The sequence below is a fragment of the Paenibacillus marchantiophytorum genome (genome assembly GCF_014640555.1).
Lineage (GTDB): Bacteria > Bacillota > Bacilli > Paenibacillales > NBRC-103111 > Paenibacillus_E > Paenibacillus_E marchantiophytorum.
Window position 1 is genome coordinate 17396 of the sequence record NZ_BMHE01000061.1, and the last position, 22387, is coordinate 39782.

A 22387-nucleotide genomic window follows, 5' to 3' on the forward strand; every position below is an offset into this window, starting at 1 on the left:
AATGAGGCAAAGTGTTATTGTAAGCGCTGCTCGGACGCCATTCGCTAAGTTTGGCGGAGCTCTGAAGGATGTTCCAGCAGTCATGCTTGGCGGAATTGCCATCAAGGAGGCAATTAGACGTTCATCGCTGGATCCGACGATGATTGATGAAGTTATCATGGGGATGGTGCTGCAAGGCGGAGCAGGCCAAATACCTTCTCGGCAGGCGGCGCGCTTAGCAGGTCTAGATTGGTCCGTTACCACTGAGACGATAAACAAAGTATGTGCTTCTGGTATGCGAAGTGTGACACTTGCCGATCAAATTATCCGTTCTGGCGATGCGGCGGTGATTGTTGCAGGCGGGATGGAGAGCATGAGCAATGCACCTTTCTTGCTGCCGAGTATCCGTTGGGGAGCTCGGATGGGCGATCAGCGGATCGTGGATCTTATGCAGCATGATGGTCTGATGTGCCCGTTTCATCAGGTTCAGATGTTCGTGCACGGCAGCCAGGTCGCCGATGAATTCGCTATTGATCGTCAATCCCAGGATGCATGGGCGCTTCGCAGTCACCTAAGAGCTATCCGAGCTATACAGAACGGTTATATGGCTGAGGAGATTGTTCCTGTAGACATCGTAACGAAGCAAGGAGCGTTTGCGATCATAGAAGATGAAGGTCCTCGTCCAGATACAAGTCTTCTCAAGCTCTCGGCATTGCCCGCGTTAGTGAAGAATGGGACGATAACCGCAGGCAATGCACCGAGTGTTAATGACGGTGCAGCGGCTCATCTGCTTATGTCCAAAGATAAAGCCATCGAACAAGGGATAAAGCCGCTTGCAACGATAGTAAGCCATGCAACCGTAGGTGAGCGTGCGCCATATATCGCGACTACACCTGCCTTGGCCATCCAAAAAGTCCTTCGCCAAACGGGGATTTCAATCGATCAAATCGACAGATTTGAAGTGAATGAAGCATTTGCAGCTGTCTTGCTGACCTGCAAACAGCTGCTGGGATGGAACTCCGAACGAGTCAATGTGAATGGCGGAGCCATTGCCCTAGGCCATCCCCTCGGCGCAAGCGGAGCACGCATCATTCTAACACTGATTCACGAGCTGCGCCGAATAGGGGGAGGATATGGGATTGCGGCTATTTGCAGTGGAGCCGCCCAAGGAGATGCGATTCTTCTCAAAGTAGACGGGTAATCCCATGTGAATGGAGAGGTGATCCGATGAACATTCAAACCATCATGGTCGTTGGTGCAGGTCAAATGGGAAGCGGGATTGCTCAAGTGGCTGCGGCTTCAGGCATGAAGGTGCTCCTGCATGATACAACATCAGAGATGCTGAACAAAGGTCTGATATCCATTAACAGCCAGCTTCATCGACAGGTTGAAAAAGGAAAGATAACGGCAGATCGGAAAGCTGAGATTCTAAGTCACATTCATTCAGCGGAGTTTTTGGAACAAGCCGAGCAGGCGGATCTTGTGATTGAAGCCATTTCAGAAAATATGGCGCTGAAAGCCTTGTTATTCCATCGCTTGGATAGCCTTTGCCAACCGGCAACAATCTTAGCCACCAATACGTCATCGCTTCCCATTTCAGAAATCGCCGCTGTAACAAGACGGCCATCGCACGTGATCGGCATGCATTTTATGAATCCTGTGCCTATCATGCCTCTTGTGGAAGTCATTCGCGGATTGGAAACCTCACAAATTGTCTTTGATGAGATCTATCAGCTGAGTGAGAAGCTGGGTAAAATCCCAGTTGAGGTGAACGATTTTCCTGGTTTCGTATCCAATCGTATTCTGATGCCAATGATTAATGAAGCCATTTTTACCGTGTTTGAAGGTGTGGCTTCGGCCGAATCGGTGGATAAAGTGATGAAACTGGGAATGAACCATCCGATGGGGCCATTGGAATTAGCCGATTTTATTGGATTGGATACTTGTCTCTCCATTATGGAAATCCTGTATGACGGATTCAAGGATCCCAAATACCGACCATGCCCGCTGCTGCGGAAATATGTCAAGGCAGGACGTTTAGGTCGTAAATCCGGGCATGGATTTTATGTGTATTAGAATAAGAAGAGGGACAGTGTGAAGGCTGCAAACTGTCCCTTTTTTAATTGACTAGGTAGGCATATAATGGTAGTTATTTGACCTTGCTTGTCATAGAATAGGAGAATTTACAATGGATGAACGCATTCTCATGATTAGAGATGAGGAAAGGAAATATCATGAAGCCTGTTACGAGCAGCATCAGTTATTTGAACCCGGATCATGGTTGAACAAGCCTGTCATAACGGTTATGGATACTTTAAAGGCTTTTGATGCGTATGAGGAATTATCTGTGCTTGATCTTGGCAGCGGTGTAGGCCGCAATAGCATTCCAATCGCTCAATCATTGAAATCTCGAAGTGGACAAGTCGTATGCGTGGATATTCTTGAGCAAGCCCTTGAGAAGTTGAAAGAGTATAGCGATACATATGGTGTGAATTCTTATATCAGCACGCACTTATCAGATATTGGAGATTATGAGATCAAGCCAGAGGGATTTGACTACATAATTACCGTTTCTTCCTTGGAGCATGTGGCATCTGAACAGATATTTACGGATGTCATTCGGAAAATGGTGTGCGGTACGAAAGTTAATGGCATTAACTGTCTTATCGTAAATACCAATTGTCAGGAGATAGATTTGTTGTCAGGCAGCTTGCTTGAACCGATGATGGAAGTGAATCTGGCAACGGAAAAGGCCGCAAATATCTTCGCCGAGGCCTATCAGGGTTGGGACATTAGTTATACGACAGTCAAGCAATTAGAGTTTACAATTGAGCGTAATGAACGCCCCGTGCTGCTCAAAAGTGATTGTATAACGTATGTTGCACGCCGAGTAAACTAGATATTGCGATGCACAAAGTTTTATAATACCCCCGTAGAATGGAAACGAAATGCGAACAACTATTGGGTATGCAGTCCATACATAATCAACTAATATACCGCTACTATGGGCAATGTCTATGAAACAGCGAGAAGGAGCGAGTCATGTTAAAGAGAATGGAAGAACTGTTCGGTGTTGATTTGGGCACCTGTAATACGCTGATTTACCAACAACGCAGAGGTATCGTTCTGCAAGAACCGTCTGTCGTCGCCATCCAAACGGATACGGGAGAAATTAAGGCTTTTGGTCAGGAAGCTTATGAAATGATCGGGAGAACACCTGCGAATGTAGAGGTCATCTATCCGTTGAAGGATGGTGTCATTGCTAATTTCGATATGACCTTAGCGATGCTTAAATATTTTATCGGCAAAATAAAAAGTGGTTTTCGTTGGTTTCGCAGCTTTCATGTCTTGATTTCTGTCCCTTGCGGCATTACAAATGTGCAGAAACGTGCTGTGGAAGAAATGATCGTCCACAAAGGTGCAAGACGTTCAGCAACAGTGGAAGAGCCGCTTGCTGCAGCTATGGGCGCTGGGCTGCCTGTTGAGGAACCGATCGGGAGTATGGTGCTTGATATCGGTGGTGGAACTAGCCAGGTTGCTATCATTTCACTTGGTGGCATTGTTGTAAGTGAAGCTATCCGCCGTGGCGGTATGTCAATTGATCAAGATATCATTGAATATGTGAAGCGAACCTATAACATTATCATTGGTGAACGTACCGCTGAGGATATTAAGAAGACGGTTGCGGCGGTTATGATGCCAGTTAAGGATATCCAAATGAACATCCGTGGGCGTGACCTAATGGAAGGATTGCCTATTAGTATGACCATTTCATCGAATGAAATTTATGATATTCTGGATGATTTCATGCAATCGTTACTGGAGTGCATCCGTTTAGCCATGGAGAAATGTCCGCCGGAGCTTGCCGGTGATGTGATGGAACAAGGCATTTTGCTTTGCGGTGGAGGCGCTCTATTAGAAGGATTAGACAAGCGATTACAGCTAGAGTTGGGCGTGCCCGTTCATCTAGCCGAAGATCCAATGGCTTGTATTGCTCTAGGGACAGGGAAAATGATAAACTTCAATGGGGCGATTACTGACCGGTCTATGAAAGTGATGGAAGAGGATCGGGAAAGCGTCCAATAAAGGAGGCTTTTTCCATTGAAATTCAGAGCAGTTTCTGAGCAGACCCGAATGAATTATATGATGTGGAGCATAAAAAGGGAGATTCTCAAGGAGAATGCCTATTTGCTTTCGCTTACTTATGACCCGACACCTATCATGAATAGGGTGACACAAATTATCGATGCATGGGATCCTATTGGACTACTGGATGAGCATAGTCTTGACGATGAGTATGAAGGGGAAGCCCGTACGATTACCATTTTTATAACAAAGCATCTCCAAGATCTGAATTCGCAATCTCTTAGCAAGGAAATCCAGAAGGTGTTTCGGCGGTCGTTCCTTGATGAATTTCAAGACGAGGAAGCCTGCTTGGAAATTGCAGCAGCGATGATTCATTCCCTGCAGGACAGTCATTCACTAGGGTGATTTCTATTGCAATAACCTGACATTTATAAGAGAATAGAGCGAAAGCTAGTGAAATGGGGTGTTGCAATGAGTGAAATGCTGAACAAATACTGTGCGAAACTATTCGGTAAAACCGGTGTCATTATTGAAATTGGTGTCGTCAAGAAAGTTTCGAATCGGACCATTCATGTCGACTGGGGCAAGAAAACATGGATCTATCAAAACAAAGATTTCATATGGGTTCCTTTGACGAAGGAAGAATTCGAAACTAGATACAAGAAGCCCAAATTCTCCGATGGCGCGTTAATCCGGGCTGCTGAGTTAGAACTCAAGATTACGTATAATTAAGCTGTCTTACAACCGTGCTATGGGTAATTACCATTGCGCGGTTTTTTTTATTTTACCGTCTTTCCGAAACTTGGTAAAATGAGTAGGAAGTGAAATTTGCCCAGGAAAGAGGTTGACGAACCACTTGAATGCAATTCAGAAACGAATAGATGAGCTGTTATTGCTCAATCCCCCTCTGACAGCAAGAGAAGATCTCGATGAGTTTTGGCTTAGAACGCTGGAAGAAGGTAAAGCAAGACCATTGAATGGCAGCCGCATACAGCAACCGAGCCCCCTGCGCTATGTGAATTCCTATCGTGTAACTTATGAGGGTTATGATGATACTCTGATTCATGGCTGGTTCTTGGTACCCACTTTCGCAACTGGAAAGCTGCCCTGTGTAATTATCTATCCAGGATATTCAGGGGGAAGCGGGAGCCCGGAAGATTATGGCCAGTGGTTATTAATGGGGATTGCTGTCTTCGCCGTGGATGTCCGAGGACAGGGAGGCGATACAGGCAATCATCTTCCACAAACGTCAGGCATGACAAAAGGATGGATTACCCAAGGAATTCTGGACAAAGAGACCTGTTACTATAAAGCGATTGCGGTGGACAGCCTTAAGGCTGTGGATTGGGTGTATGAACAACCAGAGATTGATACCGCTAAAATCGGACTTGTTGGCGGCAGTCAAGGTGGTGGACTTGTCCTCCTCACAGCAGCATTAAGCGATAAAGCATCCCTTACCCTAGCGAACGTCCCCAACATGTGTCATCTCGACCATGGTGCGCTGAATTCAACAGGCTCCTTGACGGAGGTCGCGCAATACATCGAACATAATCCGGATAAGCTGGATCAAGTTCTGGCAACGCTTAGTTACTTCGACATGTTGAATTTGGCTGAACGTATTCGCACACCGATTCTCATGTCTGTTGGACTCAAGGACACCATCTGTTTGCCAGAAACGATTTATCCCGTATACAAACGCATACCAAGTGAAAAATACATACATGCCTACCCGTTCACAGGCCATATGGTGACGAGTCATCATAACCGGTTAATGCTGGATTTCGTTGCTAAGAAATGGGCTTTAGAAGGGAATGTAAAAGACGGAGAGTGAGTCCCCTTGTTGAAATTGAAGTTGGAAAAAGAGCAGAAGGATCAACTCATTAGTCGTGTTCAGACGTACTTTTATGAGGAGAGATCAGAAGAAATCGGCGCACTTTCCGCAGAATTTCTGTTGGATTATATGATCGCAGAAATCGGACCTTATATATATAATCAAGCTATTCAAGATGCATTGAAACTTGTTGGTGATAAGATGGTTGCTTTAGAAGATGATCTTCATGCGATTGAGAAACCGCTACAAACGAAACGAAGATAATGGAGAGATAGCAGCATGAGTACGTTAACCAAAGCAATTTTCATCGCAGCTAAGGCTCATGATGGTCAAACGGATAAAGGAGGCAATCCTTACATTCTGCATCCGATCAGGTTGGCCAGCAAGGCGGAGACAACAGAAGAATCGATCGTAGCTGTTTTGCATGATGTCGTGGAAGACTCAGACATCACCTTGTTTGATTTGAAAAAAGAAGGGTTTTCCTCATCCATCATTGAGGCGCTGGATTGCTTAACAAGAAGAGCGGATGAATCCTACGCGCAATTCATCCAACGGATTAAATTGAATCCGCTCGCGACACAAGTCAAATTATTGGATCTAGAAGACAATAGCAATATAAGTCGAATTCCTAACCCTACAGATTCTGACTATGAGCGAATGGATACATACAAACAGGCTATAGCGGCTCTCCGATTCTAAAGTAAGTAGGCATTAACCATGAAAGCACCGGTCTATCAGAAGGAAGTTCTTCTAACTGACCGGTGCTTTTTAACATGACATAAGTCATCTCTGTTTGGTTACTATGTTCACTGTTGGTTAAATCCTAAATGAGTGATACTTAACTTATAGCAAGAACAACTTTTAGGAGGAAATAACATGAACTCAACTGTATCCCTAAGTATCTCCATTTTGATTTTTATTTTGATCCTTCGTGGCCAATTCCGCGGCACTCAAAAACCGATTAAAAGATCAGGCACACCTCTATTATTGCCCATTCTGTATATTTCTACTTCTCTGTTTCAATTGTTTGATCCGAAATTACACATACAAAGCATTCAAGTCATTACGGCGTTAGCCATTGGCATCGTCGTTGCTATTCCACTTATTATGACAACCAAGTTTGAAGTAAAAGCAGATGGCACTTATTTCAGACGAAGCAAAGCAGTCATTGTGATTCTGATCGCGATCTTTGCATTCCGATTCGTGCTCATGGAGACGATAACGAATATGGATGCTTCAACGCTTGCTTTCTTCTTTAATTTGGTAACGTTAAGTTACATCGCAGTCTGGCGCATGGTTACCTTCAGTAAATTTCGCCGTGTTTCGCAAAGCCTTGCTACGTAATTGAAATATGCTCAGAAGGATTTGTTTTGAGCGGTTGTCCTTCTTTGTAATATAAATGGGGGGACAATAGAATGAAAAAGATATGCACATCGCCGTACCCATGTTCATCCAAAATACGATAGAGGGCTTGTACAATATCATCATGCAACTCCTGATCTCTCGGAAACATAAGGATTTCCAATGACAGCGGAGAGTTGTTGATTTGTTCAATATGAAGAAGTTCAATTTTTACTTTCTCTGGAAGCACACCTGTAAGCTTGGAGAATTCCTGAATCATAATGGATGAAACTGAGGTAATAAAATCCTTTGGAAAACCTTTGAATCTGAGAAAAGGCATCGTTGTATCCTTCTTTACAATGTGTTAGCAAGCGAATTTATTAAGTTTAAAGAAAATTAGGAGGAAAAACAAAATCGATATTAGATGAAATCAATCTCATTCATAGATAGATAGACATTGAACGATCTGACTTACTCATACGTATTATAGGTGTTTCCATAAGAAAGAGGGAACATGCATCATGATTTTTACCAAATAGATGAGGTCATTAGGAGGTAGTTCAATGTCTAGAACGATTGAATTTACAGAGGATACGTTAATTTTGCATTTATCAGGAATTGTCAGTGCTGCTGCTTTGAGACGCCGTGTTGAAATACCTTATTCGCAGATCAAGCAAGTAACCGTAGATGATTCTAAAATTTCGATGTTTCAGTTCCGGATAGGCACATCGATTGCGGATATCAGGGAAGGCCGCTTCTTAATTGGAGACAGATGGTGCTTTATTTCTTATGAAAATCATAAAGATGTTGTTTCAATCGAGCTAGAGCAGCATGAATTCGGCAAAGTTGTTTTTCAAACGGAAGATCCTGTGGGGACCTCAAATCAAATTATCGAGCATCTAACTAAGCGGCCAAGAAGTTAGGTTTGACTTTTTGAATGGTTAGAACTATACTGGTTACAACCGGTGGGTGATGACATGAAACAAATTAGCAGTCGTTTTTCTATCGCGGTTCATATCCTGTCGCTAGTTGCGACGATTCCTTCGGAATGTACAGGCGATTTCATTGCAGGCAGTGTGAATACGAACCCAGTTATTATTCGTAAAATTATCGGTCTATTGAAGAAAGCCGGTTTTGTAGAAGTCAGAGCAGGGGTAGGCGGAACTTCGTTGCGTAAGCCTGCTGATCAGATTACATTGCTAGATGTGTACAGGGCAGTTGAAGTCATTGAGAATGGGGAATTGTTTAATTTCCACAATCATCCTAATCCCAATTGTCTGGTGGGGAGCAACATTGAAGCCGCGCTTCGTGCGGAATTAAGGGATGCTCAAGCAGCTATGGAGCAGCGTCTAGGTCAAGTAACACTGGCACAATTGATCACTAAGTTTAAATAAAAATAGCTCTTCAATGAGCTAATTTTTATATATTTGTTGTAACTGAAATAGTTATAACTAAAGTTGTTCTATCATACTTATTCATCATAGGAGGAATTACAATGAAAATTTTGGTAACAGGTGCGACAGGACAATTGGGAGCAAAAGTGGTTGAGGCTTTACTTGCGACATTACCGGCAGAAAGCTTAGCTGTCAGTGTGAGAGACACGGAGAAAGCGGCTGACTTGCGTACTCGCGGCGTAGACGTACGCCATGGCGATTTTGATCAACCGAGAACTTTGGATGAAGCTTTCACTGGCATAGATCGTTTACTTATCGTATCCACGCAAGGCGATAATGAAACAAGAATTCGCCAGCATCAAGCAGCGGTTTCAGCAGCGCAGCGGGCAGGAGTAGGTTTCATTGCTTATACAAGTGTGACAAATGCGGAAGAAACTTCACTTTTTCTAGCACCCGTACATCGTGCGACAGAAGACGCCATTCGTAAAACCGGCATTCCGTACGCTTTTCTTCGAAATAACTGGTACATCGAGAATGAAGTAGGCACGATTCAAGGAATCTTAGCTGGAGCGCCATTAGTCACATCAGCGGGTGAAGGGAAAGTAGGCTGGGCTTCCCGCGGCGATTATGCGCAAGCTGCAGCTCAAGTATTGGCAAGCAGCGGGCATGAGAACACGATATATGAGCTGTCAGGCGCACCTATCTCACATGCGGATTTGGCAAAAATTCTGGGAGAGGCACTCAATCGTGAAGTTCAGGTCCAGCAAGTAGATGATGAAACTTATGGCGCGATTATGGCCGGAGCAGGGGTTCCAGAACCGGTTGTTCCTATCCTAGTAGCGATTCAAAATGGAATTCGAGATGGAGTATTGGATGTAACTAGCTCGGATCTTGAGACTTTGCTTGGTCGTAAAGCAACTCCTTTGCAAGAAGTGATTAAGGAAATCGTTGCCAATCTGAATGCCTAATTAAATTGCTATTTAATTGAAGAGAGCTGCCCTTTCTGCCATCATTTTGGCTTTCTGGGCAGTTTTTTTTAGGAATTGAGTTGAAACCTCTGGGGAATATTATGTCCGAAGAGATCGTCGTCGTGATGAAGTAGGACAACCATGAGGAGGCAAGGAAAGTGGAGAAATGGCTGCTAAGGACTTTATTCCTGACTTCAATGGCTTCAATGCCATTTATTTTGAAAAGAAAAAATCTATTAATGTACTTAACCATTTTCTTTGCAAAAGGGGTACTATCGACTTCAATGGATTCGTATTTTATTAAAAGGAAGAGAATTTCTTATCCCGTAAGACCGTTCTCCAAAACTTTTGACACCAATGTGCTGTATGATTTATTGTTTTATCCCCTGCTAAGTGTGATCTGGGTCAGATATACCTATCACAGTAAGCCTCGTGAGTTGATGATAAGAAGTTTATATTTCAGTGTCCCGATGTCTCTGCTGCAGTGGGCTTTGGAGAAGAAAACGAAGTTGTTTAATTGGAAGTCGTGGTCCGTTTTCCATACGTTCGCTTCGATTAATTTCACCTTATTCACCATTAGGGGGTTCGTTGGGCTTGTAAGACGAATGCTTCCATCCCAAACGCTGCCAGCTATGGCGCATAGAAAAGAACCCGTTCTACCAACGCATATGATGATGTCCAATTCGGTTGACAACTCGAATCCCGCTCAGGCATATAGACATTGATCAAATATCCTTGAGACCCACAGCCTGTTGCTGTGGGTCTCTTTTTTGTCATTGGAAGAAATTCAGGATTGGGTAGCTTATTGAAGAAAATTTTTGTTTCTTTTTACAGTAATTACCTGCCGATTCAAAGAGGATTGTGTGATAAACTAAAACTGAATGTTTAGAATGTGTATGAGGCATCTTTTAATAGACAAAATTCGATTTTAAGACCTAAATCATTTATAATAGTAAGGACAATTTTATGCGAAAGCATTCGATAAATGAAATGTTTGCGGTTGGGTAAAGGAGGTTATTATGATTAAGAGACGTTACTTGCTCTGCAGCAGTGTAGTCCTTTTTTTGCTGCTTACAGCTTGTCAGGCGGATGGTTCGACTGCTAAACGGCTGGATGCTAAGAACGTCAAACACTCGTACGGCGAGCAGCTACAGGTCACTCAAAATCGTGACATTTTGTATCAATTTATTACAAAAAAACTTACTGGTAGTTATGGTGTCTATACCAATCTACTAGAAACAGATCAAACGAGCGAAGCGGCAACAGGTCACGAAGTGTTGAGTGAATCTGCTGGTCTCTTGATGAGATATTATGCCTTAACAGGTCAGAAAGAGCGATTCGATGAGCAGTGGCAGCTTGTGAAACAAACTTTTGATCTGTCAACGGGTTTTAGTTATCGCTATAGCCCTAAGTTGCAGAAAAAATTTACACTTAATGCCTCAGTAGATGATCTGCGAATTATTCGGGCGTTGGCCGAAGCTTCACTTATGTTCCATACGGATGGCTATAAAGCGGAGTTAGAGGCTTACGGGAAACGATTTTACCAAAACAATATCGCAAATGACCAGTTGTATGATTTCTATGATGAAACCTACAAAATGAGGAATACCTTCATTACCTTATGCTACATAGATACCCTATCTTTGAAGCTGCTCGAAGTACCTAAAGCCAATAAATCCAACCTGGAATCAAACATGCTTAAGATTGCCAAGGAGGGTTACTTGTCCGATGAGTTTCCCTTTTATCAAACACGATATGATTACAAAACGCGCGCTTACCAATCGGAAAATATCAATACGGTAGAGTCCTTGTTGACCATTTTGAATTTGGCAGAAGTTGGGCAGCAGAAAGACGCAAGTATTCAATTTGTAAAAGAACAAGTGAAAGCCGGAACTTTGGTTGGTCAATACTCGGTAGAAGGAAAGCCTTTGAACGATGTAAGGTCTACAGCCATTTATGCGATGGCAGCCATTCTAGGTTCTATTATTGGGGATAAGGAATTGTATGAAACTAGTATTCAAAGAATGAATGAGTTTCAAATTTTGGATCAACAAAGCCCCATATATGGCGGATTCGGAGATACGCAGGTTCAACAAGCTTACTCCTTTGATAATCTGATGGCTTTACTAGCGTTAGCTAACTAGGAGGGAGGGGATGTGATGAACAGCAGCGTTATGCGAGGGGTACTTCGTTACCTGTCACCTGCTGCTTTCGCCGCTGCTTGTGTGATGCTGATCTCAGCTGTCGCACTTTTTATGCAACCTTATATCGGGATGGCCGATAACGGCGACTTTTTTCGGATTTTATACAGTAACGGACTCTACTTCAACGATCCCAACTATAACAGCCAGTATCTTGGTTTTTTCGTGAAAAATTACGGAATCTATCAATATTATAACGAGAATGGCGCAACTCTATACTCCTCTCAATCTTTGTTTATCAAGGCCTCCATGTATGTGAATCACATTTTCCATGATGCGCAGAACTTTGATATTCGTTATCAAGCCATGCTATATCTAGTGCTCTATGTAATCGCTGTTTATTTGTTGGTGGAGGCGCTGACCTGGAAAATATCCAAAAAGAAAGGTTATCTCATCGCAGTCATTGCTATTTTTATTTTGGGTGACACGGGTTATACGGCCTACTTTAATTCCTTTTATAGTGAAAGTGTCGTACTCCTTATGACGGTACTCCTGTTCGCCGCGGGGTTGCTATTATATCGGAAAAGATATAACGACTACGTCTTGTTAGCTGTATTTGTGTTAAGCGCTATCGCTTTAACGACAAGTAAGCAGCAGAATGCTCCGGTCGGCATCATAACGGCTGTTCTAGGCATTTTCATTATCTATATTCGCAAAAAGCGAAGTTATCGAATCGTTACCCTAATCTCACTCTTTGTCATGCTTGGTGTGGGGATTGGTACTTACGTCCTTATTCCCAAAGAGTTTGTCAATATTAACAAGTACCATGCGATGACTCGCGGGGTGCTTATGGATTCCGTTAATCCGGAGAAGACGTTGGAAACCTTTGGCATTAATAAGCAATATGCGGTTCTAAATGGAAGTTTGTACTATAATCCGTACGCTTCGGTTGATGTTAATTCCAAGATGCTGCAAGACAATTTCTACAGCAAGTATGGATTTGGATCGATATTGTCGTACTATCTGTCTCATCCTGATCAAGCGGGGAACATGCTCAATCTGGCCGCTCGTGATGGATTCACCATCAGACCCAAAGCAATGGGGAATTACGAGCAGTCGGTTGGAAAATCATTCGGCGCGCAGACCGTCTTTTTTTCAGGATATAGCCTATTGAAAGACGCCCTTTCACCCAAAACTTTCGGATTCATCATTCTCTGGATTCTGATTGTCTTGGGGTTGTACACACCAGCATTCGTTGCTGCTATCCGTCAACGTCAATGGAGGAGCGCTCTGAGACTCCCGTTAATTGTGATGATGATTCTGATGGGATTGTCTGGTATTTTCGTTTCGATTATCGGGGCAGGTGACGCGGATCTATCAAAGCACGAATTTTTGTTTACATTAACCTTTGATTTGGTGTCTTTATTGACAGTTGTCGATGTATTGGCCAAACGGCTCTGGAACAACGAACCCATTAACGAACTAGAGACCGACGAAAGCTAAGGAGGGGACGAGATGCAGAATCGGCGAATCTTTCTACTAGGACTCCTACTTATGATTGTACTTGCAGGATTACCCTATTCAAAAGCTGATGCAGCTAATACGCCTAAGCCGGATTCCGTACTTTTACTTTACGACAGTGCAGCGATCAGTACGCCAAAGGAAGGTAATGTCGAGGCGCTTGAACGCTTGCTGGCTTCTTTTGGAACTCAAGTTACCGTGCATTCTTACGATCAATATCAAGCAGGGATGCTGATGAATTACACCAAGGTTATTTCAGTACGCAATGCGGACGATTTATTTCAAATACCTGATAGTTACAAGCAGGATTTGGGTAACTATCAGGGAGACTTCCTGCATATCGGGAATCAAGTTCCCATGAATGTTCAGCAGGCATTAGGACTCGATGAACAGAACGTAGAGCAGGACATTGCAAGCCTGAAGATTGGACAGCTGAGTCAAAAAGCGATAATGGTTAATGGAATTTCCTATGTAACCAAGTATACGGGTAAGGCCTATGGCAGTTTGACGTCAGACAAGCTAAAATCAGCTGCGCCCTACGCCGTTTCCAATGGAAAGTACGGTTATATTCCCTATATGGTAAAAGGCAATTTGACTGAATTAGCCGCGGCCTATTTATTGAGAGATTGGCTGTCAGTAAAGTCGAATCATCAACTTTACTTGCTGCTGGATGAGATCTATCCCTTCTCGAACTTGGCCTTGTTGGATGAATTGGCCGATCGCTTGTATGAGGCAGGCATCCCGTTCATAGCCAATGTGCAGCCGGTTCTTAGCAATCTTGATTATCCAGCCGCGCAGCGTTACCTCGAAACGTTAAAACATGTGCAGTCCCGAAATGGCAGCATCGTTGTGAACGCTCCAGTTGTTGCTTCTACGATCAGCCAGGATATCACCGTTTTGAAATCGGAAATGAGCTCATTTCTTGATGCTTTGGCAGGATACGGTATTGTCCCGCTCGGAATAGGGTCTGAAATGTATTGGACCTATGACGATCATTATGCAGTCAATGGCTTGTCTTATTTTGATTCTAGCATCCTGTTTCCAAACGAGCATGTCATGTACCGTGCGAGGACTGACAAATCACAAGCTTTCGGTTCTTCCGTCTACACGATTCCAGCCGATGTTTTGAAATCCTATGTAGCCCAAGGTCAAATTTTGGAACCACTGCCGATGGACGCTGCACTTGTTTATGCATTCCCCGATAACAATAAGAAACTTGATACCCTGATGTCATCTTTGATCCAAGATTGGACGTTATTTTCTGATTACAAATATGAGGACCACACGGTTCGAACGCAAGTGAATGAAATGGGATCGGGCAAGGGGCAGCTTCACATTAACGGGCAAACCATTTTGTTAAATAGTGTTCTCAAAGACATCTCAGCGGATCATGCTTATGTCCAAGAAGGCAAGAAAAGTTTAACAAACTTGTTTTCTGTACAAAATAAAGTATTCATTATTTTAATCGCCTCAACGCTTCTCATTTTCAGCGCTTTTTTATTTATCGGGTACCGTCTCTACAAACGAAAATACACGCATACGGGGAGACAGCTATGACAATTGCAGACATCCTCATGTTAATCTCGGTCATTTGTATCTGGTCATTGCTCCTTGTGAATGTTGTTCTCATTGTCGCCGGTTACCTGTACTACATTGAAATTGAAAATAAACCGATTCCCCCTCTGAAGGGTGAAACGCCTTTCGTTTCGATCATGGTTCCGGCCCACAATGAGGGGAAAGTGATTATGAAGACCGTCGAATCTTTGCTTGCCTTAGACTATCCGAATGATCGATATGAGATCATCGTTATTAACGATAATTCCTCCGACAACAGCAGTGTGTTGCTTAAACATCTTCAATCGAAGTACCCGGAGAGGAACTTGACGATTATCAACACGGATGCTGTGACAGGGGGCAAAGGCAAATCTAACGCTTTGAACATCGGTTTTCAGAAAAGTAAAGGAGAATATATTGCGATCTATGACGCTGATAACACACCGGAGAAGAAGGCGCTGCTCTATTTAGTTTCAGAGATTACAAACGACCCCACACTTGGGGCAGTGATTGGTAAATTCCGCACACGCAATCGAGATGCTAATCTGTTGACGCGCTTTATCAATATAGAAACTTTGTCCTTTCAATGGATGGCACAGGCAGGCAGATGGAAGTTGTTTAAACTGTGCACGATTCCGGGCACGAATTTCATCATGCGGCGTGAGATCGTCGAGCGTATCGGAGGTTGGGATGTCAAGGCGATCGCGGAGGATACGGAAATCAGTTTTCGCATTTATATGATGGGCTACCGAATCAAGTTCCAGCCCAAATCCGTCACTTGGGAGCAGGAGCCTCAAACGGTCAAAGTCTGGTTTAAACAGCGGACAAGGTGGGCCAAAGGTAATATTTATGTCATCGTCAAAAATGTGCCGTTGTTATTCAAAAGATCGGCTCGCAATATCCGCTTCGATATTATTTATTTTCTTTCGATTTACTTTTTGCTGCTGACTTCGCTCATGATGTCGGATTTACTTCTTGTGCTTCACGCGCTTGGTTATATAACGACAACGATTGCTAGTTTCAGTTCTTTTTTATGGGTACTTGCGATTACGCTGTTCGTAGTAGGCACCTTCATAACTCTTGTCACTGAAAAAGGAGAGATGAGGCTGTCCAATATATGGATTATTATGCTTATGTACGTATCGTACTGTCAGATGTGGATGGTCGTCGCGGCTTACGGCATGTATACATACTTAAAAGATTTAGTATTTAAAAGAGAAGCAAAATGGTACAAAACCGAAAGGTTTTAGCTAGGAGTGAGTGATATGAAGAAAAGAATGCTGGGGCTTGCCGTTTTATTCGCACTGGTCATAGGCCAATATGTTTCTCCAATGGCAGTATCAGCAGAAGAGATAACCGCGGGAACGAAGCAGTATCAAACGAACTTCACGGAAACTTCGTTATCCGGCGGAAATACCTATATGCAGCAATTTTTTCAAATTGAGAATTACTGGCACATAGCAAGTGTTGACGTTCACCTTGATTATAAGGTTTCGCAGCTCACTCAGAATGAGCGTTCCAATCTCACGCTACTGATTAATGGAACACCATTTCACTCCTTTCGGCCAATCGAACAGGCTGTGGGTGGACAACAATTAACCGTTCATGTTCCACCTGACATGATTGTGAAAGGTGTAAATTCACTAACGGTACAAGGGCATTTGGAGACGAACTCCCCAATCGTACAAAATACGTGCCTTCCAACAGACACAAGGGATAATTGGTTGCAAATTGCCAAAACCTCGCGTATCGCAGTGAATTATACAACGGAATCGATTCAATTAAGCATTCGTGATTTTAATCAGCATTTTATTGGCATGGGCACGGTGAAAGAGGGCCAGAATGCGATTGCTGTCCCCAAAGCGGGAAATCCGTCTGAATTAGAAGCAGCAACCTATGTGTTATCCGGGTATGCGAAGGCCAATCCAGTCACGGACAAGGCGATTCCACTCATCGAGTATAGTCCAGACAATGTGAAGGGCAAACAGACTGTAATATTGGTGTCACTATTCGATAATCTACCAGATGACATGAAGTCGCTCGTGCAATCGAATAACCTTGAAAATACAGCATTGATTCAATTAATTAAGCAAGCAGATCACGACATATTAGTCATTACTTCGGCTGATGCAGGCTTGTTGATCAAAGCTGGACGATTGGCTGCGAATCAGACATTGCTAAGTCAAATCGATGCCGACCGCAAAGTTGTGGATAGCACAACAGAAGTGGATACACCGACCGTAAGCGTGAGTCGTACGATGACTTTGACAGAAACCGGAGATAAGCTGACAGGGGATAGGCACCAGGAAAAAGCTTATTTTATCTCCCTACCTGGTAACCGCTCAATCGCGGATGCCAGTAAGTTAAGGATTACATATCGCTATGCGAGAAATCTTGATTTCGACCGCTCCATGGTGACTGTTTTGATTAATGACACACCGATCGGCAGTAAGAAGTTATCTACGGAACTTGCTGACAGCGATCATATGGATTTGATCATCCCCAAAACGTTAAATATCAGTGGTAATTTTACGGTTAAACTGGCCTTTGATCTGGAACTTAAGAATGCAAATTGTCTCGAAAACCAAGGACAAATGCCGTGGGCTTTCATTGAGAAGGATTCCATGCTTCAACTAAATACCAAAGATAGAGCAGATCTCTTGTTTAATAATTATCCTTATCCGTTCCTGAGGGACGGAAGCTACAATAAAGTAGCTATCGTTCTGCCTAAAGAGAAAGATCCGTACATCTATCAAACCTTAACCAATTTATTTAATTTATTGGGACGTTACGCACAGACAAACACTGGTGAAGTTCTTTATTTTCAAGACAATGTTAGTGCGCAACAGTTAAAAGGACGGGAAATTATCGCGATCGGCAGCTATAAGGATAATCAGGTCATTCGTGATCAAAACAACAAGTTATATTTCCGCTATGATCAGAGCGGCCGCGGCTTTGTTTCCAATGAGAAAATGAGCATCGATGCCAGTTACGGCACACGCATGGGGACTCTGCAATTGCTGGATTCGCCTTACGAGAACGGTTTCGGTCTCCTCGCTGTAACCGGCAGTGAATCTAAGTACATGTATTTGGCATCGAAGCTGATCGGATCGGAAGGCACGTTATGGAAAGTGTTTGGAGACGGGGTAGTGACGGATATAGATGGCAATATCCAAGCGTTCCGTTTCAAAAAAGAAACGGCTGCCGAATCATCGAACGTACTGACAGATGTACTTGAACGCCGTGATGTGCTCGGCTTCATGACTGCTGCGCTGCTTGTTGCTTTGTTGGTTCTCTTATCACTCATCATGATGATTCGTAAATACAACAAGAAACGGGGCGATCGTTGATGAAGCGCTCTAGAAGCAGTGTCATATCGGATGGAGCATTCCTGCTGTTGATTCTTGCCTGTTTTGTCAGCATCGTCTTCACGGCTGGCAATCCAAATTTGTATATTCAGAACATCATCTTCTTGAATCTTGCTTTTCTAATCGCTGTCGTTACTTACTTCACTAGTGTAACTACGGGATTGATTCTGAATATATTGTTCATCTTCGGTTATGGGACATTTACGCTATATCAAACCGTTGTGGTGGGTGGACTTATTGGGACACAGAATTATTTCTGGCTCATAATGACGCCATTATTTACCCTGGCAACTTGGTTGTTAACCTTGGGAAACAGACAGCTCCAACAAGAAAATGAACAGTTGGTTAAGGTGAATGAATCACTAGCTACGGTTGATGCCAGGACAAGTTTGAAGAACACCCTCTCTTTTCAAAGCGATGCCTCGGTATTCATGGCTTTATCGGCTCGGTACAATATCCCTTTAACTTTGCTAGTTATTAGTGTGAAGTACTGGGATGAAATTCGACGCATGATCGGAGAGGAGCAGCTTCTGGAAGCTGTTCATGATCTGTCCAAAATGAGTCAAATCAGCATTCGTACGAATGATTCTCTCTATTTGCTTAATAAAGAGAATCCGATGTGGGGCATGATATTGTTCACAGATCTTCCTGGTGCGATGATCGTCATCGATCGGCTAAGAAGTCGAGTCGACGAACGGAATCGGGACGAATTTGCTCAAAAATATCGGGTCGAGTTGATTCTGAAGATGGGTGCCGTCGCTTATGACGCCGAACAAATCTCGAATCCGCTGGAATTCATTGCACAGGCTAAGAAACAGGTCGAATATGATGTTTGATGTAGGAAATTAGCTGCCTTCTGGCAGCTTTTTTTAATACACTTTATATGTTTTTTGGGTTTGGGATGAGCGATGCTTACCTCTTATTTATAGAATAATAGCGAGAAAGTATAAGTTTAAGGAAGGATTTAAAGGAACGTCAAGCCGCGATTAAAGCAAAACGTGTCAGGATAGCGAGTTTGAGGGAACTACAGTACGCTATAATTCTGAAAACCTCAATATTCCGCTTCAAAGGGAACTACGATCCGCTACTGCACCATTTCCCGGTTGGAATGGACAGTTTCCGCTTATATAGCGGATCTGAGTTCCCTTTCATGCTACGTTTACCCCAATTCTCGCCATTTAGCGGATCATAGTTCCTTTTCACACGACGCACTCTGTCATTGTAAAGCCCAAGGGGGAACTAGGATCCACTAAATTGTTGAAAACGGCTATGAAGCCGCTCATCTCTTAGGACGGTAAAGCTGCTTTTTTTGTTTTGACTTGACAAACGACGTGCTAAACGTTAAGTTTTATTTATTCCGACCGTACAGTATAAATAAATGAGCGGAATCTTTTCATCAGAAGTGGAGGCACTATTCATGCCCAAAGTAGGAATGGAACCTAAACGCAGGGCAGAGGTTATTAATGCAACTCTCATCTGTATTAGTAAATATGGGATAGAGGGCATGACGTTGGATAAAGTCGCTGAACATGCAAGCTGCTCTAAGGGAGTTGTGACGTACTATTTCAAGAATAAGGAAAGCTTGATAATTGAGGCTTTCAAATCCTTCTTGATTTACTACGGTAAGAAGATCAATGACGAAATTCAGCAGACAATGACCCCCAATGAGATGATAGAGCTCACACTCAAGCATATTCTCCCACCCAATAATCATGTGCAAGGAACAATCAATGTCTCTGATCTTGATGGTATTGAGAACATGTTCATCCCGCATGAAGATCAAGCTAAGCTTTTTCTTCATTTCTTCTCGAGAGCTGTTTTGGATCAGAAATTACAAGAAGTTGTAGCTGCTGTTTATCAGGAAGAGATTTACGGTATTGCGAGGATTTTTGATTACGGCAACAAGCTGGGAAGTATGAAGGTTGATGATTCAATAAGCGCAGCATACGGCCTCTTGTCGATGGTAGTAGGGTTAAGTTTTTTTAGAGTGGCTAATATCCAGCCGATGAATCAGGGAGATAATCGCTATATTGGCGAGGATTATGTTCAAAGACTGATCAAGAGTTAGCGAAGTAATAACCGATAATGGAAAACATGGAGGAAAATTATGAAAATAACGGCTATCAAAGAAAATGATGTGGAAATTGCCCTTGTGACTAGTGGTGAAATCCTGATAACGGATGTGCAATCGGCCTTGGACCTTATGGCAACTGTTAATTATGAGGTCGGTTGCAACCGTATTATTTTGCCTAAATCAGTTCTGAGCGAAGCTTTCTTTGACCTAAAAACACGCCTTGCAGGTGAGATCTTGCAGAAGTTTATTAATTATCAAACCAAAATAGCCATAGTCGGAGATTTTTCTATCTATGCGAGTGAGAATTTGAAAGACTTTATGTATGAGAGTAATAAGGGGAAGGACTTTTTTTTCCTGTCAACCGATCAACAAGCGATTGAGAAATTGAGCAGAATGTAGCTCAGCAGACAAGGATGAAAGAGGAGGAAGGATGATTGCCAAATACCGCGCAAAGCTATATTGATTATCCGATGATACCAATTCAAGGCGGTGCAGTAGAATTAAGGGACGATAGAACCAAAAAGATATGGCAGACGAACATTCAACCCTTCCTTCTTGCGCCTTACCCTGTTACTGCGGGAATGTATTCAGCAATCACTAGTGAATCAGCATGCTCAGTAGAAAGAGATCCTATGCCGATAGTTAATGTGTCTTGGCACGAGGCTGTTATTTTCTGCAATTTACTTTCCCAGAGGGTAGGATTGAAGGAGAGTTATACGATCCAAGGGGAAGATATTATCTGTGATTGGGAAGCGAATGGTTATCGTCTTCCTTCTGAAGCTGAATGGCAATATGCTTGTAAAGCGGGCACAACAGGTTATAGGTATGGAGAAGTTGAGCAGATTGCTTGGTATAATGAAAATTCAGAGGGAACTAGCCATGAAGTGGGACAGAAGCAGCCAAATCCCTGGGGGCTGTATGACATGTTAGGAAACGTCTGGGAATGGTGCTGGGATGTTTACGATGAGAACGTCTATGGCTCTTATCGCATTTTTCGCGGCGGCAGTTGGGCCGAGGAGGCGAGGGGATGCGGAGCCACATGCCGGCGGCGCAGCCACCCGACTTTAAGTATAGATGATCTGGGATTTCGTCTGGCTCGGTCTAAATGAAGATCATGATGCCTAATTTTATTATTAGATATGCTCTCGTTTAGAACAAGCCATATTGAGAAAAATAGGACATTTTAACACGTACCATCATGTGATTTAACGATGATTTTTTCGATAAAGATGGAAGTTATCGCTATTTTGTAAAGGAATCTGATGGGAAATACACAGATCGAATGCCACAATATGTTTTTGGGTAAGCGAAGCTTACCCTTATTTAATTTTTTTGGTATGTTAAAGGTATGGACTCTAACATACTAAAGCGGATTTTTTTCGATGAGCGGGGGCACAGGGATGCCTTTGTAGAAAAAAATAAAGAACATATTCGGCCCAACGTGATAAAAGAGGTACAAAAATTTCGTGGTTGCGGTGATCCTCGGAATGGATTTAAGATCCTTGTCTGCGAAGGGTGTCATGACATTCGTAGAGTGCCTTACCGCTGTAAAGGACGATTCTGTACGACTTGTTCCTGCGGAGAGACCGAAGAGTGGAGCCGTGTCTTGTCTGAGGACGTATGTCAAGTCAACCATCGACATGTTATCTTGACCCTTCGACGAAGGTGTAAGAGACATGTTTTTGGGTTGGGGTGAGTGAAGCTTTCCCAGAATTTAAATGTTGGAGATTGACGCCAGTCTCCAGGCTTGGGTTTTAGGCGGCCCCATCACGATGGAGGGGTTCGATGCGATGTGATGAGAAGAGAAGAGAAGAGAAGAGAAGAGAAGAGTTGTAATGAGATGCGATGAGAACAAGGTAGCTGTGAACGTACTTATGTGTTCGGATTGCTGCTGGTTTGGAGATATAAACAAGCTATTTGGCAGAATGAGATCCTCTAGCTTTGCAATCGCGCGGAGATAAGGGAACGTCAAGCCGCGATTGTAGGAAAATGTGTCATGACAGGGATCCAGAGGGAACTACAGTGCGCTATAATTCCGAAAACCGCCATATTCCACGCCAGAGGGAACTACGATCCGCTATTGCACCATTTCCCGGTTGGAATCAGCAGGTTCCGCTTAAATAGCGGATC

The 22387-nt window shown here is 43.3% G+C and carries 24 protein-coding genes and 1 pseudogene; 24 read left to right on the forward strand and 1 reads right to left on the reverse strand.

Annotated elements, in window-relative coordinates; translation table 11 throughout:
- The first annotated feature begins 1 nt into the window (after position 1).
- From IEY34_RS32075 to IEY34_RS32120, 10 genes are all read left to right on the forward strand, one after another.
- Positions 2-1180, forward strand: a complete 1179-nt coding sequence (locus IEY34_RS32075) for an acetyl-CoA C-acetyltransferase (protein ID WP_189019736.1) — start codon at positions 2-4, stop codon at positions 1178-1180.
- 26 nt (positions 1181-1206) lie between these two features.
- Positions 1207-2055 (forward strand): 3-hydroxybutyryl-CoA dehydrogenase, encoded by an 849-nt coding sequence (locus tag IEY34_RS32080; protein WP_189019738.1) that lies wholly within the window; start codon positions 1207-1209, stop codon positions 2053-2055.
- Positions 2056-2167: 112 nt separating this feature from the next.
- The gene (locus tag IEY34_RS32085) at positions 2168-2878 is read left to right on the forward strand and encodes a class I SAM-dependent methyltransferase (RefSeq protein WP_189019740.1); all 711 of its coding nucleotides are present in this window, start codon (positions 2168-2170) and stop codon (positions 2876-2878) included.
- Between the two features lie 143 nt (positions 2879-3021).
- Entirely contained in the window at positions 3022-4065 is a 1044-nt protein-coding gene (locus IEY34_RS32090) for a rod shape-determining protein (RefSeq protein WP_189019742.1), read from the forward strand.
- A gap of 15 nt (positions 4066-4080) precedes the next feature.
- Positions 4081-4470: a DUF1871 family protein gene (locus tag IEY34_RS32095; RefSeq protein ID WP_189019744.1), complete on the forward strand. Its 390-nt coding sequence runs from the start codon at positions 4081-4083 to the stop codon at positions 4468-4470.
- Between the two features lie 66 nt (positions 4471-4536).
- Positions 4537-4797 (forward strand): hypothetical protein, encoded by a 261-nt coding sequence (locus tag IEY34_RS32100; protein WP_189019746.1) that lies wholly within the window; start codon positions 4537-4539, stop codon positions 4795-4797.
- Positions 4798-4921: 124 nt separating this feature from the next.
- Positions 4922-5896, forward strand: a complete 975-nt coding sequence (locus IEY34_RS32105) for an acetylxylan esterase (RefSeq protein ID WP_189019748.1) — start codon at positions 4922-4924, stop codon at positions 5894-5896.
- A 6-nt stretch (positions 5897-5902) separates the two neighbouring features.
- A complete protein-coding gene (locus IEY34_RS32110) occupies positions 5903-6160 on the forward strand; it encodes a DUF2164 domain-containing protein (protein ID WP_189019750.1) in 258 nt (85 codons plus the stop codon).
- A gap of 15 nt (positions 6161-6175) precedes the next feature.
- Positions 6176-6595 (forward strand): GTP pyrophosphokinase, encoded by a 420-nt coding sequence (locus IEY34_RS32115; protein ID WP_189019752.1) that lies wholly within the window; start codon positions 6176-6178, stop codon positions 6593-6595.
- A gap of 177 nt (positions 6596-6772) precedes the next feature.
- On the forward strand, positions 6773-7240 hold the full coding sequence (locus IEY34_RS32120) for a CcdC protein domain-containing protein (protein WP_189019754.1): 468 nt from the start codon (positions 6773-6775) through the stop codon (positions 7238-7240).
- On the opposite strand, the gene IEY34_RS32125 is transcribed toward IEY34_RS32120, so the two are convergent.
- A complete protein-coding gene (locus IEY34_RS32125; RefSeq protein ID WP_189019756.1) occupies positions 7233-7577 on the reverse strand; it encodes a DUF1904 family protein in 345 nt (114 codons plus the stop codon). The genes IEY34_RS32120 and IEY34_RS32125 overlap by 8 nt on opposite strands.
- Before the next feature lie 223 nt (positions 7578-7800).
- Here IEY34_RS32125 and IEY34_RS32130 point away from each other — a divergent pair, with 223 nt between their 5' ends.
- From IEY34_RS32130 to IEY34_RS32195, 14 genes and pseudogenes are all read left to right on the forward strand, one after another.
- Complete coding sequence (locus IEY34_RS32130; RefSeq protein ID WP_189019758.1) at positions 7801-8160, forward strand: hypothetical protein; 360 nt, start codon at positions 7801-7803, stop codon at positions 8158-8160.
- Positions 8161-8214: 54 nt separating this feature from the next.
- Positions 8215-8631, forward strand: coding sequence for an Rrf2 family transcriptional regulator (locus IEY34_RS32135; protein ID WP_189019761.1), 417 nt, complete (start codon positions 8215-8217; stop codon positions 8629-8631).
- A 101-nt stretch (positions 8632-8732) separates the two neighbouring features.
- Positions 8733-9599 carry an SDR family oxidoreductase gene (locus IEY34_RS32140; RefSeq protein ID WP_189019763.1) on the forward strand — a complete coding sequence of 289 codons (867 nt, stop codon included), beginning with the start codon at positions 8733-8735 and terminating at the stop codon, positions 9597-9599.
- A gap of 158 nt (positions 9600-9757) precedes the next feature.
- Positions 9758-10324, forward strand: coding sequence for a CBO0543 family protein (locus IEY34_RS32145; RefSeq protein ID WP_229757940.1), 567 nt, complete (start codon positions 9758-9760; stop codon positions 10322-10324).
- 294 nt (positions 10325-10618) lie between these two features.
- Positions 10619-11743, forward strand: a complete 1125-nt coding sequence (locus IEY34_RS32150; RefSeq protein ID WP_189019765.1) for a hypothetical protein — start codon at positions 10619-10621, stop codon at positions 11741-11743.
- 15 nt (positions 11744-11758) lie between these two features.
- Positions 11759-13243: a glycan biosynthesis hexose transferase WsfD gene (wsfD, locus tag IEY34_RS32155; protein WP_189019767.1), complete on the forward strand. Its 1485-nt coding sequence runs from the start codon at positions 11759-11761 to the stop codon at positions 13241-13243.
- Positions 13244-13255: 12 nt separating this feature from the next.
- Positions 13256-14818 carry a hypothetical protein gene (locus IEY34_RS32160; protein ID WP_189019769.1) on the forward strand — a complete coding sequence of 521 codons (1563 nt, stop codon included), beginning with the start codon at positions 13256-13258 and terminating at the stop codon, positions 14816-14818.
- Positions 14815-16065 carry a glycosyltransferase family 2 protein gene (locus tag IEY34_RS32165; RefSeq protein ID WP_189019771.1) on the forward strand — a complete coding sequence of 417 codons (1251 nt, stop codon included), beginning with the start codon at positions 14815-14817 and terminating at the stop codon, positions 16063-16065. Before IEY34_RS32160 ends, IEY34_RS32165 begins: the two co-directional genes overlap by 4 nt.
- A gap of 15 nt (positions 16066-16080) precedes the next feature.
- Positions 16081-18165 carry a cellulose biosynthesis cyclic di-GMP-binding regulatory protein BcsB gene (locus tag IEY34_RS32170; RefSeq protein WP_189019773.1) on the forward strand — a complete coding sequence of 695 codons (2085 nt, stop codon included), beginning with the start codon at positions 16081-16083 and terminating at the stop codon, positions 18163-18165.
- Positions 18165-19019 carry a GGDEF domain-containing protein gene (locus IEY34_RS32175; RefSeq protein ID WP_189019775.1) on the forward strand — a complete coding sequence of 285 codons (855 nt, stop codon included), beginning with the start codon at positions 18165-18167 and terminating at the stop codon, positions 19017-19019. Before IEY34_RS32170 ends, IEY34_RS32175 begins: the two co-directional genes overlap by 1 nt.
- Before the next feature lie 581 nt (positions 19020-19600).
- Positions 19601-20251, forward strand: coding sequence for a TetR/AcrR family transcriptional regulator (locus tag IEY34_RS32180; protein WP_189019777.1), 651 nt, complete (start codon positions 19601-19603; stop codon positions 20249-20251).
- A gap of 39 nt (positions 20252-20290) precedes the next feature.
- Positions 20291-20656 (forward strand): DUF4180 domain-containing protein, encoded by a 366-nt coding sequence (locus IEY34_RS32185; protein ID WP_189019779.1) that lies wholly within the window; start codon positions 20291-20293, stop codon positions 20654-20656.
- Between the two features lie 71 nt (positions 20657-20727).
- Positions 20728-21366, forward strand: coding sequence for a formylglycine-generating enzyme family protein (locus tag IEY34_RS32190; protein ID WP_189019781.1), 639 nt, complete (start codon positions 20728-20730; stop codon positions 21364-21366).
- Positions 21367-21605: 239 nt separating this feature from the next.
- Positions 21606-21942 (forward strand): annotated as a pseudogene (locus IEY34_RS32195) (transposase zinc-binding domain-containing protein); the annotation flags it as partial.
- Between the last annotated feature and the right edge of the window lie 445 nt (positions 21943-22387).

Coding starts and splice junctions, on each gene's coding strand:
- IEY34_RS32115 (WP_189019752.1), top strand. CDS start 6,176: ATGAGTACGTTAACCAAAGCAATTTTCATCGCAGCTAAGGCTCATGAT.
- IEY34_RS32190 (WP_189019781.1), top strand. CDS start 20,728: ATGATACCAATTCAAGGCGGTGCAGTAGAATTAAGGGACGATAGAACC.
- IEY34_RS32165 (WP_189019771.1), top strand. CDS start 14,815: ATGACAATTGCAGACATCCTCATGTTAATCTCGGTCATTTGTATCTGG.
- IEY34_RS32180 (WP_189019777.1), top strand. CDS start 19,601: ATGCCCAAAGTAGGAATGGAACCTAAACGCAGGGCAGAGGTTATTAAT.
- IEY34_RS32090 (WP_189019742.1), top strand. CDS start 3,022: ATGTTAAAGAGAATGGAAGAACTGTTCGGTGTTGATTTGGGCACCTGT.
- IEY34_RS32140 (WP_189019763.1), top strand. CDS start 8,733: ATGAAAATTTTGGTAACAGGTGCGACAGGACAATTGGGAGCAAAAGTG.
- IEY34_RS32130 (WP_189019758.1), top strand. CDS start 7,801: ATGTCTAGAACGATTGAATTTACAGAGGATACGTTAATTTTGCATTTA.
- wsfD (WP_189019767.1), top strand. CDS start 11,759: ATGAACAGCAGCGTTATGCGAGGGGTACTTCGTTACCTGTCACCTGCT.
- IEY34_RS32100 (WP_189019746.1), top strand. CDS start 4,537: ATGAGTGAAATGCTGAACAAATACTGTGCGAAACTATTCGGTAAAACC.
- IEY34_RS32120 (WP_189019754.1), top strand. CDS start 6,773: ATGAACTCAACTGTATCCCTAAGTATCTCCATTTTGATTTTTATTTTG.
- IEY34_RS32160 (WP_189019769.1), top strand. CDS start 13,256: ATGCAGAATCGGCGAATCTTTCTACTAGGACTCCTACTTATGATTGTA.
- IEY34_RS32085 (WP_189019740.1), top strand. CDS start 2,168: ATGGATGAACGCATTCTCATGATTAGAGATGAGGAAAGGAAATATCAT.
- IEY34_RS32170 (WP_189019773.1), top strand. CDS start 16,081: ATGAAGAAAAGAATGCTGGGGCTTGCCGTTTTATTCGCACTGGTCATA.
- IEY34_RS32150 (WP_189019765.1), top strand. CDS start 10,619: ATGATTAAGAGACGTTACTTGCTCTGCAGCAGTGTAGTCCTTTTTTTG.
- IEY34_RS32185 (WP_189019779.1), top strand. CDS start 20,291: ATGAAAATAACGGCTATCAAAGAAAATGATGTGGAAATTGCCCTTGTG.
- IEY34_RS32125 (WP_189019756.1), bottom strand. CDS start 7,577: ATGCCTTTTCTCAGATTCAAAGGTTTTCCAAAGGATTTTATTACCTCA.
- IEY34_RS32080 (WP_189019738.1), top strand. CDS start 1,207: ATGAACATTCAAACCATCATGGTCGTTGGTGCAGGTCAAATGGGAAGC.
- IEY34_RS32135 (WP_189019761.1), top strand. CDS start 8,215: ATGAAACAAATTAGCAGTCGTTTTTCTATCGCGGTTCATATCCTGTCG.
- IEY34_RS32175 (WP_189019775.1), top strand. CDS start 18,165: ATGAAGCGCTCTAGAAGCAGTGTCATATCGGATGGAGCATTCCTGCTG.
- IEY34_RS32075 (WP_189019736.1), top strand. CDS start 2: ATGAGGCAAAGTGTTATTGTAAGCGCTGCTCGGACGCCATTCGCTAAG.